The organism is Gelatiniphilus marinus (assembly GCF_042684345.1).
GTDB lineage: Bacteria > Bacteroidota > Bacteroidia > Flavobacteriales > Flavobacteriaceae > Gelatiniphilus > Gelatiniphilus marinus.
Map to the genome: position 1 here is coordinate 1 of NZ_JBHULK010000005.1, position 14,921 is coordinate 14,921.

Annotated in this window: 14 protein-coding genes; 12 read left to right on the forward strand and 2 right to left on the reverse strand. The window is 35.2% G+C overall.

Features of this window, described 5'->3' with window-relative positions:
- Positions 1-252: 252 nt before the first annotated feature.
- Positions 253-762, reverse strand: coding sequence for a DUF1648 domain-containing protein (locus ACFSQS_RS12020; protein ID WP_388019098.1), 510 nt, complete (start codon positions 760-762; stop codon positions 253-255).
- Positions 763-1,075: 313 nt separating this feature from the next.
- On the opposite strand from ACFSQS_RS12020, the gene ACFSQS_RS12025 reads away from it, so the two are divergent.
- From ACFSQS_RS12025 to ACFSQS_RS12035, 3 genes are all read left to right on the forward strand, one after another.
- Positions 1,076-2,263: a phosphoglycerate kinase gene (locus ACFSQS_RS12025; protein WP_388019101.1), complete on the forward strand. Its 1,188-nt coding sequence runs from the start codon at positions 1,076-1,078 to the stop codon at positions 2,261-2,263.
- Positions 2,264-2,341: 78 nt separating this feature from the next.
- Complete coding sequence (locus ACFSQS_RS12030) at positions 2,342-3,895, forward strand: LysM peptidoglycan-binding domain-containing protein (protein ID WP_388019104.1); 1,554 nt, start codon at positions 2,342-2,344, stop codon at positions 3,893-3,895.
- A gap of 25 nt (positions 3,896-3,920) precedes the next feature.
- Positions 3,921-4,916 carry a DUF4837 family protein gene (locus tag ACFSQS_RS12035; RefSeq protein WP_388019107.1) on the forward strand — a complete coding sequence of 332 codons (996 nt, stop codon included), beginning with the start codon at positions 3,921-3,923 and terminating at the stop codon, positions 4,914-4,916.
- A gap of 84 nt (positions 4,917-5,000) precedes the next feature.
- Here ACFSQS_RS12035 and tatA read toward each other — a convergent pair whose 3' ends face one another.
- Complete coding sequence (gene tatA / locus ACFSQS_RS12040; RefSeq protein ID WP_388019110.1) at positions 5,001-5,180, reverse strand: twin-arginine translocase TatA/TatE family subunit; 180 nt, start codon at positions 5,178-5,180, stop codon at positions 5,001-5,003.
- Between the two features lie 117 nt (positions 5,181-5,297).
- Here tatA and ACFSQS_RS12045 point away from each other — a divergent pair, with 117 nt between their 5' ends.
- The 9 genes from ACFSQS_RS12045 (at position 5,298) to gmd (ending at position 14,920) form a co-directional block, all read left to right on the forward strand.
- Positions 5,298-6,167 (forward strand): M23 family metallopeptidase, encoded by an 870-nt coding sequence (locus ACFSQS_RS12045; protein WP_388019113.1) that lies wholly within the window; start codon positions 5,298-5,300, stop codon positions 6,165-6,167.
- Entirely contained in the window at positions 6,168-7,658 is a 1,491-nt protein-coding gene (locus ACFSQS_RS12050; protein ID WP_388019116.1) for a GH3 auxin-responsive promoter family protein, read from the forward strand.
- Between the two features lie 98 nt (positions 7,659-7,756).
- Positions 7,757-9,436, forward strand: a complete 1,680-nt coding sequence (locus ACFSQS_RS12055; protein ID WP_388019119.1) for a DUF6909 family protein — start codon at positions 7,757-7,759, stop codon at positions 9,434-9,436.
- A gap of 15 nt (positions 9,437-9,451) precedes the next feature.
- On the forward strand, positions 9,452-10,525 hold the full coding sequence (locus tag ACFSQS_RS12060; RefSeq protein WP_388019122.1) for a hypothetical protein: 1,074 nt from the start codon (positions 9,452-9,454) through the stop codon (positions 10,523-10,525).
- Between the two features lie 3 nt (positions 10,526-10,528).
- A complete protein-coding gene (gene rfbB / locus ACFSQS_RS12065; RefSeq protein ID WP_388019125.1) occupies positions 10,529-11,536 on the forward strand; it encodes a dTDP-glucose 4,6-dehydratase in 1,008 nt (335 codons plus the stop codon).
- Between the two features lie 67 nt (positions 11,537-11,603).
- Entirely contained in the window at positions 11,604-12,470 is an 867-nt protein-coding gene (gene rfbA, locus ACFSQS_RS12070) for a glucose-1-phosphate thymidylyltransferase RfbA (protein ID WP_388019128.1), read from the forward strand.
- A complete protein-coding gene (rfbC, locus tag ACFSQS_RS12075) occupies positions 12,467-13,015 on the forward strand; it encodes a dTDP-4-dehydrorhamnose 3,5-epimerase (RefSeq protein WP_388019131.1) in 549 nt (182 codons plus the stop codon). Before rfbA ends, rfbC begins: the two co-directional genes overlap by 4 nt.
- Positions 13,008-13,790 carry a dTDP-4-dehydrorhamnose reductase gene (rfbD, locus tag ACFSQS_RS12080; protein WP_388019134.1) on the forward strand — a complete coding sequence of 261 codons (783 nt, stop codon included), beginning with the start codon at positions 13,008-13,010 and terminating at the stop codon, positions 13,788-13,790. Before rfbC ends, rfbD begins: the two co-directional genes overlap by 8 nt.
- 11 nt (positions 13,791-13,801) lie before the next feature.
- A complete protein-coding gene (gene gmd, locus ACFSQS_RS12085) occupies positions 13,802-14,920 on the forward strand; it encodes a GDP-mannose 4,6-dehydratase (protein ID WP_388019137.1) in 1,119 nt (372 codons plus the stop codon).
- Position 14,921 lies beyond the last annotated feature (1 nt).

A 14,921-nucleotide genomic window follows, 5' to 3' on the forward strand; every position in this document is an offset into this window, starting at 1 on the left:
TAATGTTAGAAATAAACTAATAGCAAGAGCATTTGCAGTAGTTAAAAGAGGAACGCCATATGTTGTTCTCCAACAACATGCCGCATAAAAAAACTATATTTCGTTAGGATTTGACCTTGGAATACGTATATGGTTTGTTGCGTGGTTTAAGTACGTAATTTAGCAAATAAAAACCGAATAGAAAATCCGCAAGGATTTTCGTAAGTAGGCTAGAACCAGCAATAAATTATATACGGTGTTGTAGCCAGTGTTTTATTCAGTCGTTTTTTTCTTTTTATTTGCGTTAATCAAAAAATAAATCATTGGAATAAAAATCATTGCCATAGTTAAAGGTAAAAACCAAATTCCAAGTCCATCTGCATTTCCGTTTACATTTTGAATTGTTCTATAAACTATTAATCCGAAAATTAATACAATAACTAATTTTAAAACTCTTATCATACGAGTTGCATTTGTATATTGATGTAAAGCGTTTTCCTCTGTTATTTCACTCGGATAATTAAATACGTGTGGATTTTTATTCAGAATTGTTAAACCAATAAATAAGATTGTCGAAATTATCGGTAATGCAAATATATTTGTCTTATTACCAAATCCATCAGCTTCTCCAATTCCATTGTAATGTGTTGGGATTATTTCGGGTAATTCAAAATAGTTTGTTAATGTCAAAGTCCATATTCCAAAAATCGCAATCCAACCAAATATCTCAAGAATCTTGTCGGTTTGAGTTAATTTTAATTCTATTCTCGGTCTTTTATTCATATTTTATTCTTTTCCGAAATGTTGCTCTCACATTGGCTACAATGGCTTTTGGATATCGATTGTTATAAATTATCGATATCCAATCGTTAAACGAAGTTATCTTTTTTTTCTCACAAAGTCAAGCCATAGGCTTAACTAATATTTCAATTTGTATTAAAAAAATAAAATGAACAATGGGTTAATACCTAAATAAATTCAACACAGGTAATTTATTTTAAAGCTACATCGTTTTCGTAAAAAAACACATTTTAATTGGCTGTATAATTAGTTACATTTGTGTTTCAAATAACTAAAAAACAAAACCATATATACAATGAAAACGCTTAACGATTTTAATTTTGAAAACAAAAAAGCATTAATTCGAGTAGATTTTAACGTACCGCTAAACGATAATTTCGAGGTTACCGATGCTACAAGAATTGTATCTGCAAAACCAACCATCATTAAAATTTTAGAAGATGGCGGAAGCTGTATATTAATGTCGCATTTAGGGCGCCCAAAAGGGTTTCAAGATAAATTTTCATTAAAGCACATAGCGGCAAAAGTTGAAGATATTTTAGGTGTCGATGTTAAATTTGTAGCAGATTGCATCGGAGCAGACGTAGAAGCTGCAGCAGCAAAATTAGAGCCAGGACAAATTTTATTATTAGAAAACCTACGGTATTACAAAGAAGAAACCACTGGCGATGTAGAGTTTGCCGAAAAACTATCAAAATTAGGCGATATTTATGTAAACGATGCCTTTGGTACGGCACACAGAGCGCACGCATCAACAACCATTATAGCACAGTTTTTTGAAGGAAAAAAATGCTTCGGCAATTTATTAGCCCAAGAAATAGAGAGCATTAAAAAAGTAATGGAAACTGGCGAAAAACCGGTTTTGGCAATTCTTGGCGGAGCAAAAGTATCTTCAAAAATTACCATTATCGAGAATATTCTTGATAAAGTAGATCACTTAATTATTGGTGGCGGTATGGCGTTTACCTTTGTAAAAGCACAAGGTGGAAACATTGGAAATTCAATTTGCGAAGACGATAAAATGCCTTTGGCTTTAGATATTTTAAAACAGGCCAAAGCCAAAAATGTTCAAATTCATATTCCTGTAGATACTATTGCCGCAGACGATTTTAGTAACCATGCCAACACACAAATTGTAGACATTAATGCCATTCCCGATGGATGGGAAGGCGTAGATGCCGGACCAAAATCCAGAGCACTGTTCCATAAGGTTGTAATGGACTCTAAAACCATACTTTGGAACGGGCCTTTGGGTGTTTTCGAAATGGAAAGCTTTGCAAACGGCACGATTGAATTAGGAAACTCGATTGCAGAAGCCACTAAAAACGGTGCGTTTTCGTTAGTTGGTGGTGGCGACTCGGTAGCCGCAGTAAAACAATTTGGTTTTCAAGATAAAGTAAGTTACGTAAGTACTGGCGGTGGTGCTATGCTTGAAAGTTTAGAAGGTAAAACGCTTCCTGGAATTGCTGCTATTTTAGAATAAACTAAATTAAGTTTTCAAATTACAGCAAAAAATACGAATTTAGCCATAACATCGTTCAATAAAAAAAGAACAGATTTTATGGCTTTTCGATTGTTTATTCTATGCTTGCTTTTTAACCTTGGTGTTTGTTTCTCGCAAACACAAGACTCTATTATACCTAAAAAAGAAATCATCAAAGATTCTATAATTGATGGAAAAGATCTTACTGAAAAAAAGATTGAAGCTGAAAAAGATAGTGCTTCAATTAAAAAATTAGAAGATTTAGAACTTGCCGCAAAATTTGACGAAAAATGGTTTGAAGAATTGTACAACAACAATCTGTTCGATACCATTTACAAATCGGTAACAGAGCTTACTTACCAACCTGTTGATTACCCAGAATTACCAACAGATACCCTAAAAAAACGTTTAAAAGAACTCGATGCCAGAACCCCTTTTAATGTGGAGTACAATCCGTCGTTGGAAAGTGTTATAAAATCATATTTAAAGCATCGTAGAAAACATTTGCAAAAGTTAATCACTTTAAGTTCGTTTTATTTCCCGATGTTCGAAGAAGAGCTAGATAGGCATAACATCCCGTTAGAAATAAAATATTTAGCCATTGTAGAGTCGGCTTTAAAACCACGAGCCAAATCTAGAGTGGGTGCAACAGGTTTGTGGCAGTTTATGTTTGGCACCGGAAAAGAGCACGGATTGGATGTAAGCAGTTATGTAGATGAGCGCAGCGATCCCATAAAATCTACCAAAGCCGCTGCAGAATACTTAACCCGATTATATAAAATTTTTGGCGACTGGGATCTTGCTTTGGCCGCTTACAACTCTGGCCCAGGCAACGTTAGCAAAGCCATTAGGCGTTCTGGCGGTTATAAAAACTATTGGAACATTAGGCACAATTTACCACGCGAAACCGCAGGCTATTTACCAGCATTTTTAGCCAATATGTATATTTTTGAATATGCCGAAGCGCACGGATTTAAAAAACTTAAACCCCAATTGGCTTTATTTGAAACCGATACTGTAAGAGTAAAACAGATGATAACCCTCGATCAGGTTTCAGAAGTTACGGGCACACCCATTGAGCAACTTCAGTTTTTAAATCCTTCATATAAATTAGATATTATTCCTTTTATTGAAAAAGAAAATTATGTACTGCGTTTACCACGCGATGTGGTGGGCACTTTTGTAAATAACGAAGAAAAAATATACGCCTTTGCCAAAGCAGAGCTCGATAAACGCGAAAAACCATTGCCACAGTTTTTTAATGCAAACGATAAAATACGTTATCGTGTTAGGTCTGGAGATTATTTGGGAAAGATAGCTAGAAAATATGGCGTTCGAGTAAGCCAAATAAAACAATGGAACGGACTGAGGAGCAACAATTTAAAAATAGGGCAGCGCTTAACAATTTACCCCAGAAAACCTAATGTATCGGGCACTTCTTCAGCTAAAAAAAACACCAAAACAAAGCCTGTTTCTGGCAATGTAACAACTTATATCGTTAAAAGTGGCGACTCGCTTTGGAGCATCTCACAAAAATTTCCTGGAGTTTCTGTTCAAAATATTAAAGATTGGAACGGTATTAGTGGTAGTAAATTAAAACCAGGAATGAAACTTAAAATAGCAAAAGGATAAGTTCCTAAAAAAAACCATAACTTAAATGATGCGTAATTTTATTTTAAAAACATTAACCATTGTGCTAATAGCCTTCGCTACGGTCTCTTGCGAAGACAAAAAATCTTCGAACGACAGAATACTTTTCGATTCGTCTGGTAACGTTAATCACATATCGGTCGTAGTAAGCAACGAACTCTGGAAAGGTAGTGTTGGCGAAGCTATTAGAGACGTACTTGCAGCCCCAATTTACGGTTTGCCACAAGATAACGAGCCCACCTTTAATATAAACCAAATACCAACCAAGGTGTTTTCAGATTTTATTACTAGAAACCGGTCTATTTTAATAATAGAAATGGGCAAAACCCCAGGATTTAAAATAGCCAGAAACGTATATGCAAAACCTCAAAAGGTAATTGTAGTCTCAGGAAAAACAAAAACCGAAGTTATTGGATTGCTTAAAGAAAATTCTGAAAAAATAATAGAGGAATTTAAAAAAGAAGAACTAAAAGAGCAACAACGCCGCATAGCAAAATCGCTTCATCGTACCAAAAACATTGAAGAAAAACTAGGTTTAAGCATACAGTTTCAAACCGCGTACCGTATTGCAAAAGAAACCGATGATTTCTTTTGGATTAGAAAAGATATTTCAACCGGAACCACCAATTTATTAATTTACGAGTTGCCCACAGATGCTATTAAAAGAAATGATAGTGTGGTAAACCAAATTATTAAAATAAGAGATTCCATAGGAAAAACCTATATTCCGGGACCTGTTGAAGGCTCTTTTATGGTAACCGAAAACGCCTACACGCCTTTTCATTCTGAAACTATTTTAGATAATAAACCAACCTTGGAAACTAAAGGCCTTTGGGATTTAAAAGGGGCTTTTATGTCTGGACCTTATATTAATTATGCTATTGAAGATAAAATTAATAACCGTTGGGTCGTGGTTGAAGGATTTGCCTTTGCGCCATCGGTAAAGAAAAGAGACCACATGTTCGATTTAGAGGCTATTATAAAATCCATTAAAATAAATTAATAAGATTTTATAATTTCCGCTCAAACAAAAAAACCAGCATTTACGCTGGTTTTTCTGTTTAATTTAAAATAAGAAAAAATGATGTTATTCTGGTTTCTCTTCTTTTTTTGGACTTTCTTCTTTACTAGCGTCTTTAAATTCTTTAATCCCACTACCAAGACCACGCATTAATTCAGGTATTTTTTTTCCACCAAACAACAACAAAACAACCACAACAATTAATGCTATCTGCCAAGGGCCAATAGCTAATATATATAAACTCATAACTTATAATTTTAAACACAAAGTTAATAATTAAAGTTTAATAATAACGTTTAAAAACTAACTTTAGCACAAACAGAAACGCCATGTGCCGTAATTTTATATATTTTTGCCTATACGATGAAAGACAAAAAAAAGAAAACCAAAAAAATAAAACGCAAGCTGCTCGACAAGTACCGCTTGGTTATTTTAAACGAAAACACATTCGAGGAGCGTTTATCTTTTAAACTAACACGTTTAAACGTTTTTGTTTTGGCATCTGTAACTGCAATTGCCCTAATAAGTGCCACCTACGCATTAATAGCATTTACGCCGCTAAGAGAATACATTCCGGGTTACTCCTCAACAGCGCTAAAAAAGAAAGCAATAGAACTAAATTATAAAACCGATTCGTTACAGCAAGCACTTGCCATGAACGAAAGGTATTTTGCATCTATAAAAAAAGTGCTTCGAGGCGATGTAAGTGCCATAGATTTTAACAAAGACTCTATAATTGAAGCGGTAAAACTTGAAAACGGCGAAATAGACCTAAGCCCAAGTATTGAAGATTCGCTATTGCGCGAAAAAGTGGCTAAAGAAGATAAATACAACCTGTTTGAATCGGCAACATCGGCTTCAAATTTTGTATTGTTCCCTCCGGTAAACGGTACCATAAGCGAACCCTACAACCTAAAGGAAAAACATTATGCGGTAGATATTGTGGTGGCTAAAGATGCACCCATTAAAGCCACTGCCGACGGCATTGTTATTTTTGCAGAATGGACACCAACCACAGGCCATGTAATAATTATTGAGCATAGTTATGGTTTAATTTCTGTTTATAAACACAACGGGTCTTTAACAAAAGCGCAAGGCGATTTGGTAAAAGCCGGCGAAGTTATAGCCACAGCTGGAGATTCTGGAGAGTTTTCTACTGGGCCTCATTTGCATTTCGAACTCTGGAACGATGGTTACTCCATCAATCCTTCTAACTTTATAGATTTTCAATAAATGTTTTCAATAAAATCGGCTTTAGCAAAACCCTTTGCAAAACGCGTGTTTAAGCGTGTACAAAAATGGGCGAATAATCCTGTAAAAACACAGGAAAAAGTGTTTCAAGATTTAATAAGTACAGCTGCCCAAACCCAGTTTGGCAGAGACCACGACTTTATAAGCATAAACAACTACCACGACTTTGTAAAACGCGTTCCTGTTAGAGATTACGAAGCACTTAAACCCTATGTTGAAAAAGTAGTTGCTGGCGAAGAAAATATACTATGGAAAGGCAAACCCATTTATTTTGCCAAAACCTCGGGCACCACCTCGGGCTCTAAATACATTCCTATTACAAAAGAAAGTATGCCCACGCATGTTGAAGCGGCACGAAATGCCATTTTAATGTACATTCACGAAACCGGAAATGCTAAATTTGTTGATGGAAAAATGATTTTTCTTCAAGGAAGCCCCATTTTAGAAGAGCAAAATGGTATTCAATTAGGAAGGCTCTCGGGCATTGTAGCCCACTATGTGCCTAAATATCTTCAAAAAAACAGATTGCCATCTTGGGAAACCAATTGCATTGAAGATTGGGAAACCAAAGTAGATGCTATTGTTGAAGAAACCTTGCCTGAAAACATGACTGTTATTTCTGGCATACCCTCGTGGGTACAAATGTATTTTGAAAAACTACAGGAAAAAACAGGCAAAAAAATAGGCGATATTTTTAAAAATTTCAACCTCTTTATTTTTGGAGGTGTTAATTACGAACCTTATCGCGCAAAGTTTGAAAACCTTATTGGCCGAAAAGTAGATAGTATAGAATTGTACCCAGCTAGTGAGGGCTTTTTTGCGTATCAAGACAAACAGAACCAAAAAGGCATGCTTTTGCAATTAAACTCCGGTATTTTTTATGAGTTTATTAAAGCCGACGAGTTTTTTAACGATAACCCCAAACGAATACCAATAGCCGAGGTAGAAATAGGTGTAAATTATGTTATGATAATTTCTACCAATGCCGGACTTTGGGCTTATAATATTGGCGACACGGTCGAGTTTACATCAACAAAACCGTACCGTGTAATAGTTTCGGGCAGGATAAAACATTTTATTTCGGCTTTTGGAGAGCACGTAATTGGAAAAGAAGTTGAACAAGCCATGCAGGAAGCCACTTTAAATACAGTGGTTAGGGTTTCAGAATTTACGGTAGCCCCACAAATTAACCCAACTAAGGGTTTGCCCTACCATGAATGGTTTATAGAGTTTGAAAACGAACCGGAAAACCTTTCCGCGTTAGCGCAAAAAATAGATCAATCGCTACAAAAGCAAAACAGTTATTATTTTGATTTGATAGCGGGTAAAGTGCTGCAGCCACTTAAAATAACCACAGTTAAAAAAGGTGGTTTTCAAGACTATATGAAATCTGTTGGGAAATTGGGCGGCCAAAATAAAATACCACGTTTAGCAAACGATAGGATAATTGCTGAGCATCTTTCAGCAGAATAAAAAAATAAAATGCTGTTTTTTTAGCCGATAGATACCATTGCAGCATTCATGGTTAAAGTAATACAAATAATATTATCTTTGCACGAATTAACAATAGTATGGGTAAAAACAAACATCAGGGAAGAACGCGGGCACAAGAAAGCTCGAATGCCATAGAAAAGATGTACATTACCATGCGCCACTTGTTTAACCGTGGTTTTTATAAGCCCATGGGCGTATCTGGAGAAACATTAAGGCAATCCTTATTGCTTTTGCGGCCAGAAATATACGGCTCCATTGGTGATGAAAAAGCAGAATTAGAAGGCCTTCTTTATGTAATTGATAGGTTGCCCATTGGTATTGAAGAGTGCACCTTTATAAATTTAACAAGCGATGAGGGCTATGCCAATTCGCATTTTAAGCCCATAATCCCACCAAAAAGACGAAGAAATTGTTACAGGATTGATGCCGAACAAATGAATATTGAGATTACCAGAGGACGCTCTGAAATTTACGATATTTTAACCCATTTAACCTTTCTTTTTGTTGAGTCTCATAAAATAAGTAATCGTGTACTAATAGACGAGGCAGGAAACACCACCAGAGATTGGATAAAACTTGAAAAAGCGGTGTTATCCTCCAAAAAACTAACCCAACAAGAACGCGAAATTGCCATTACCCACACTGCTAACATTTTAGGGCGTACCTTTAAAGAGCTAACCAACGTATATTCTAAATTTGCAACGTCCAAACAACCCGAGCGCCTGCTGCATATTGTATATTGGTTGGGTAAATTGGCCATAGAAGAGCAAATAAACAACAACAAACGCACGGTTACTTTTAGTCCGGTGCTTAGAGAGCGCCTGGGGCACCATATACACGGTGAGGTTTGGGCAAATACCATAAAGGAAACCTTGCACAAAAACGATTTGTTAGGTCGGCCTATTCATATTATCAGTGCCAATATGCATAGCGTAATGAATACGCTTTTTGCGCCAAATGCCTTGAAATCTAAAAAAGATATATTTGAGGTTTACGAGTCTTTAAGCGAAAAAGAAAGTGAACCCCTTAGAAATAAAGTTACCAAAGAAGCCTTGCTTAATGGCATGATTTATATTAAGGACAGCTCTGGCACCAATATAGACGTCCAGATTTTCGATACCGAAAAAATAGATGTTTCTAAAATAGATATTAAAACCAACGAAAAGGTTTTAAAAACTGAAAAACCGGTGGTGTTGGTAATGGATTATGCCTTTGGCGAGCAAGCCTACGAAACTATTGATGAATTATTGAAACCTTGTAAAGTTAAAAATAAGGAAGTACATTTAAATGTAGAATCGATTTCCATAATGGGAAAAGCAGGTATTTTAGAGGGCGGAAAAGGCGACATAATGATTCCTACAGCACATATTTTTGAAGGTACCGCAGATAATTATCCGTTTACAAACGAACTGAAAAAAGAGCATTTTAAAGGCCATGGCATAAATGTCTGTGAAGGCTCCATGGTTACGGTTTTGGGTACCTCGCTGCAAAACAAAGATATTTTAAGGTTTTTCCACGATTCCACATGGCGTGTTATAGGTCTGGAAATGGAAGGTGCCCATTATCAAAAAGCCATTCAAGCAGCATCAAAAGTAAGAAACAGTATAAATCCAAATGTAAAAGTGCGTTATGCCTATTATGCCAGCGATAACCCTTTAGAGACAGGAAGCACATTGGCATCTGGCGGATTGGGCACATCGGGCGTTAAGCCTACCTATTTAATTACAAGAAAAATATTAGAACAATTATTTAACTAACACATAACATTAATTATGAGTAAAGATTTACCACAACCAAAACAGTCAGACGAAGTCGATTTAGGCCAACTCTTCAAGCTTATTGGAAACGCTTTCGAGCGCTTTTTTAAGTTTATAGGTAGCATATTAAACAGTCTTTTTTTAGCTTTTGTTTGGATTGTGTTTTTCTTAAAAAAACACTTTATAAAATTTGTAATTGCAGGAATTGTTGGGGTTGCTTTGGGTATATTATTGGAAAAAACCTCCGAACCCATTTATAAATCCTATATAACGGTTAAGCAAAATTACAATACCGGGGAAAACTTGTACAATGCCATTAGTTATTATAACGACTTGGTTGAACAGCACGATATTAGTACTTTAGAAAGTGTATTGGGCATAAAGCAAGAAGAACTGTCTTCAATTATAGATTTTGAAATAGAATCAATAATAAGCGAAAACCAAAAAATCAAAGAATATGATGCTTATCTAAAAACCCTCGATTCTACCGTTGCTGCAACAGTTGACTACGAATCGTTTTTAAACAACGATAAAGATTACAACCATCAATATCAGCAAATAACCATAAAGGCAAAAGAAAGAAATAGCTTTAGCCCCGTTTTTAATAAAATTATTGAAAATATAAACTCTAACCCCTATTTTAAAAGAGAGCAAGATAAAGACATAAATGAATTAAAAGCCCAAGCATTAGCCATAAATACCTCATTGATTAAATCTGATACCTTACTTACGGTTTACCAAAAAGCGATTATAAAAGCCGCCGAAAACAACAACAACTCACAAGCCAGAATTACAATTGACAATCAAGATACCGGAAGTTCTACAAAAGAGTTCGAGTTGTATTCAAAAGATTTGGGACTAAGAGAAAAACTAGTAGAAATAGAAAGGCAAATTGCCGATAAACAAAATATTATCGAAATTACATCGAGCAAACAAGATAGCGGTTCTATTGATAACAGAAAGGAAATTTTAGGACAGCTTGTAGGCTTAAAAACGTATTATGCACTTATTTTGTTAATTGTTACTTTTTTAATATTGATAAGCTTTGATTTTATTAAATTTTTAGGACGATATAAAGATAAAATATAGGGTATGACTATTTTAATAACAGGCGGTGCTGGATTTATAGGGTCTAATTTTATTCCCTATTACTTAAAAAGCCATCGGCATGTTAAAATAGTAAATGTAGATAAGCTAACTTATGCTGCAAACATATCTAATCTGGCAGAAGTAGAAAACAACTCTAGATACACTTTTGTTAAAGGCGATATTTGTGATAGGACCCTGGTAGAAAGCTTATTTACTAAATACAATTTTGATGGTGTCATCCATTTTGCAGCAGAATCTCATGTCGATAATTCCATCAATAGCCCAACAGCTTTTATTAACACCAATATTTTAGGGACATTTAATTTAATTAATGTAGCCAAAAACCATTGGATGGAAGCTCCAAATTTACCAAAAGAGCAACATAAAAACTCAAGATTTCACCACATTTCAACCGATGAGGTTTATGGAAGCTTGGGAGCACAAGGCTTGTTTACTGAACAAACGCCATACGCGCCAAACAGCCCATATAGTGCATCAAAAGCATCATCTGATTTTATAGTTCGAAGCTATTTCCATACTTATGGCTTAAATGTGGTTACTACCAATTGCTCAAACAATTACGGCCCCAATCAGCACGACGAAAAACTGATTCCAACCATAATTAGAAAAGCACTTTTAGGAGAAAACATACCAATTTATGGCGACGGAAAAAACATTCGTGATTGGTTATATGTAAAAGACCATTGTATGGGCATAGAATTGGTTTTTAATAAAGGCATATCTGGAGAAACTTATAATATTGGAGGCAAAAACGAACGCAATAATTTATATATTGCAAAAAGAATTTGTGAAATTTTAGACGATATAAAACCAAAAAACGAATCCTACAAAAAACAAATTAACTTTGTGGCAGACAGACCGGGGCATGACTACAGATATGCCATTGATGCCACAAAAATTAAAACCAAACTTGGTTGGCAAGCACAAGAGAGTTTTGAAACAGGCATACTTAAAACCGTAGATTGGTACGTTAAGAAATATAACGTTTAATTTAAAGAGATTTCCATTGGAGTTTATCTTGAGCGAAAACAAAAGGTGGAAATGAAAAAAATAATTGATGAAGGGTATCATTTTAGCAGGAGGCTCGGGCACGCGTTTGCACCCACTAACCAAAGTGGTTAGCAAACAACTTATGCCCATTTACGATAAACCCATGATTTATTATCCGCTTACCACCTTAATGTCTGCGGGAATACAAGAAATATTAATCATTTCCACCTCAAAAGACACCCCAAAATTTAAAGAACTTTTAGGTGATGGAATCGATTACGGATGCCATTTTACATACGCCATTCAAGAGCAACCAAACGGATTAGCCGAAGCTTTTATTATTGGAGAAGATTTTATTGGAAACGATAGCGTAGCACTTATTTTAGGCGACAACATTTTTTATGGGTCGGGTTTAAACGAAACCTTACAAGCTAATATTAACCCTAAAGGAGGTGTTATTTTTGCATACCATGTTAACGACCCACAACGTTATGGCGTGGTAGAATTTGATGCCCAAAACAAAGCCATTTCTATTGAAGAAAAGCCAAAACAGCCAAAATCTAATTTCGCGGTTCCGGGCATATATTTTTATGACAACAATGTTGTTGAAATTGCAAAAAACATAAAACCGAGCCCCAGAGGCGAATTGGAAATAACAGACATAAACAAAGCTTATTTAAACAAAGGCGCACTCAAGGTACAAATATTAGATAAAGGCACCGCTTGGTTAGACACCGGTACATTTGCATCGCTCATGCAAGCCTCTCAATTTGTACAAGTAATTGAAGAACGGCAAGGACAAAAAATAGGATGTATTGAAGAAGTAGCTTATAAAATGGGATATATTGACAGCGTTCAACTAAATAAACTAGCACAGCCATTGCTTAAAAGCGGCTACGGCGAATACCTTCAACAATTAATAGAAAAAAAATGACAGTTGAAGAAACCTACCTAAAAGGATGTTTTACAATTACACCAAAAGTAATTAAAGACGAAAGAGGCTATTTTTTTGAAAGCTTTAACAAAGCCCAATTTGAAGCCCAAACAGGCATTTTTGCTAACTTTGTTCAAGACAATCAATCGCAATCCTCAAAAGGAGTATTAAGAGGATTACATTTTCAAACAGGTAAGTATTCTCAAGCAAAATTAGTTCGGGTTATTACGGGAAGTGTACTAGATGTTTGTGTAGATTTAAGACAAGAATCACTTACATTCGGCAAACATTTTTCAATAGTATTAGACGCTAAAGTGAACAAACAACTTTATATTCCTAAAGGATTCGCCCACGGGTTTTTAGTTTTAGAAGACCACACTATTTTTTCTTATAAATGCGATAATTATTACAACAAAGCTTCAGAAAAAGGCATCATTTATAACGATAAAACATTAAATATTGATTGGAATTTTCCAACGGAAAATCTAATACTTTCAAAAAAAGACAAAGCACTACCAACTTTGGAAACGTATTTAAATGAATAAACAAGTTTTAGTAACAGGAGCGAATGGGCAATTAGGAAAAACCATTAACGAGTTATTCGCTAAAAACGAAGACAAGCTAGAATTTACCTTTATTTCTAAAGCCGGATTAGATATTACCAAAGCATCAGATTTAAAACTGTTTTTTAAAAACAACAATTTTGATTATTGTATAAATTGTGCCGCTTACACCAATGTTGAGCAAGCTGAAAAAACACCAGAAATAGCCTATAAAGTAAATGCCGAAGGGGTAAAGTATTTAGCTGAGGCTTGCAAAGAAACCGATACAGTATTAATACATATTTCAACCGATTATGTTTTTGATGGCGAGAAAACTGAGCCTTATACAACTGAAGATAAACCAAACCCCATTAACGAATACGGCAAATCCAAACTATTGGGCGAGCAACATGTTCAAGATATTTTAGAGCGATATTTTATAATAAGAACCTCGTGGTTGTATAGCAAAAAACACGGGCACAACTTTTATAAAACCATTTTAAAAAAGGCTAAATTGGGCGAAGACCTCTATATTACCGACACACAAAAGGGATGCCCCACAAATACCGAAAATTTAGCAAAATACATACTTAGGTTAATTGTATCTAAATCAAAAGATTACGGGATGAAGCATTTTTGTGATGAAAAAGCAATGACTTGGTATGATTTTGCCAACAATATACTTAAAGAACATTTATATGAGCACATAAAACTTGTTAAGGCAAAGAATTATCGTACTTTTGCACAGCGACCAAAACAAACAATTTTAAAAATATAAAAATAATAGAAATGCAAAAAAAAGTAGCATTAATAACTGGCGTTACAGGACAAGATGGCGCTTATTTAAGTGAGTTTCTACTTAAAAAAGGCTATGAAGTCCATGGGCTTAAAAGACGTTCTTCATTATTTAATACTGATAGAATAGACCATCTTTATCAAGATCCCCATGTTGAAAATAGAAACTTCTTTTTGCACTATGGTGATTTGACCGATAGCACGAATTTAACTCGTATTATTCAGGAGGTTCAACCCGATGAAATCTATAATTTGGCAGCAATGAGCCATGTACACGTATCTTTTGAAATGCCAGAATACACTGGAAATGCTGATGGTTTAGGAACATTAAGATTGTTAGAAGCTATTCGCTTATTGGGCATGGAAAAAAAGACTAGAATTTATCAAGCTTCTACTTCAGAGCTATATGGTAAAGTACAAGAGGTTCCTCAAACTGAGAAAACGCCTTTTTACCCAAGAAGCCCTTACGCTGTTGCTAAAATGTATGCCTACTGGATTACGGTAAATTATCGTGAGGCTTATGGTATTTATGCCTGTAATGGTGTTTTATTTAACCATGAATCTCCTATAAGAGGAGAAACCTTTGTAACAAGAAAAATAACCAGAGCAACATCTAGAATAGCTTTAGGGTTACAAGATAAATTTTATTTAGGTAATTTAGATGCACAACGCGACTGGGGCCATGCAAAAGATTATGTGCGCATGATGTGGATGATACTTCAAGCCGATGAAGCTGAAGATTGGGTAATTGCAACCAATAAAACAACCACAGTTCGTGATTTTGTGAGAATGAGTTTTGCAGAAGCAGGAATAGAGTTAGAATTTAAAGGCGAAGGCGTAGGCGAGAGAGCTTTTGTAAAAGCCTGTACTAATCCAGAATATCAGTTGCCAATAGGTAAAGAAGTGTTATCAGTAGATCCTAAATACTTTAGACCAACAGAAGTAGATTTGTTAATTGGAGATGCAACAAAGGCTAAAGAAAAATTAGGTTGGATTCCAGAATATGATTTACCAGCCTTAGTTAATGATATGATGCAGAGCGATTTGAAATTAATGAAAAAAGAGCAATATCTCAAGGATGGTGGATATTCAATCATGAACTACTTTGAATAAA

What these genes read in the sequence shown, in the direction of transcription:
- ACFSQS_RS12055 (WP_388019119.1), top strand. Translation starts at nt 7,757, where the DNA reads ATGGGTAAAAACAAACATCAGGGAAGAACGCGGGCACAAGAAAGCTCG.
- rfbA (WP_388019128.1), top strand. Translation starts at nt 11,604, where the DNA reads ATGAAGGGTATCATTTTAGCAGGAGGCTCGGGCACGCGTTTGCACCCA.
- ACFSQS_RS12050 (WP_388019116.1), top strand. Translation starts at nt 6,168, where the DNA reads ATGTTTTCAATAAAATCGGCTTTAGCAAAACCCTTTGCAAAACGCGTG.
- ACFSQS_RS12045 (WP_388019113.1), top strand. Translation starts at nt 5,298, where the DNA reads ATGAAAGACAAAAAAAAGAAAACCAAAAAAATAAAACGCAAGCTGCTC.
- ACFSQS_RS12020 (WP_388019098.1), bottom strand. Translation starts at nt 762, where the DNA reads ATGAATAAAAGACCGAGAATAGAATTAAAATTAACTCAAACCGACAAG.
- ACFSQS_RS12035 (WP_388019107.1), top strand. Translation starts at nt 3,921, where the DNA reads ATGATGCGTAATTTTATTTTAAAAACATTAACCATTGTGCTAATAGCC.
- rfbB (WP_388019125.1), top strand. Translation starts at nt 10,529, where the DNA reads ATGACTATTTTAATAACAGGCGGTGCTGGATTTATAGGGTCTAATTTT.
- ACFSQS_RS12060 (WP_388019122.1), top strand. Translation starts at nt 9,452, where the DNA reads ATGAGTAAAGATTTACCACAACCAAAACAGTCAGACGAAGTCGATTTA.
- ACFSQS_RS12025 (WP_388019101.1), top strand. Translation starts at nt 1,076, where the DNA reads ATGAAAACGCTTAACGATTTTAATTTTGAAAACAAAAAAGCATTAATT.
- rfbC (WP_388019131.1), top strand. Translation starts at nt 12,467, where the DNA reads ATGACAGTTGAAGAAACCTACCTAAAAGGATGTTTTACAATTACACCA.
- rfbD (WP_388019134.1), top strand. Translation starts at nt 13,008, where the DNA reads ATGAATAAACAAGTTTTAGTAACAGGAGCGAATGGGCAATTAGGAAAA.
- ACFSQS_RS12030 (WP_388019104.1), top strand. Translation starts at nt 2,342, where the DNA reads ATGGCTTTTCGATTGTTTATTCTATGCTTGCTTTTTAACCTTGGTGTT.
- gmd (WP_388019137.1), top strand. Translation starts at nt 13,802, where the DNA reads ATGCAAAAAAAAGTAGCATTAATAACTGGCGTTACAGGACAAGATGGC.
- tatA (WP_388019110.1), bottom strand. Translation starts at nt 5,180, where the DNA reads ATGAGTTTATATATATTAGCTATTGGCCCTTGGCAGATAGCATTAATT.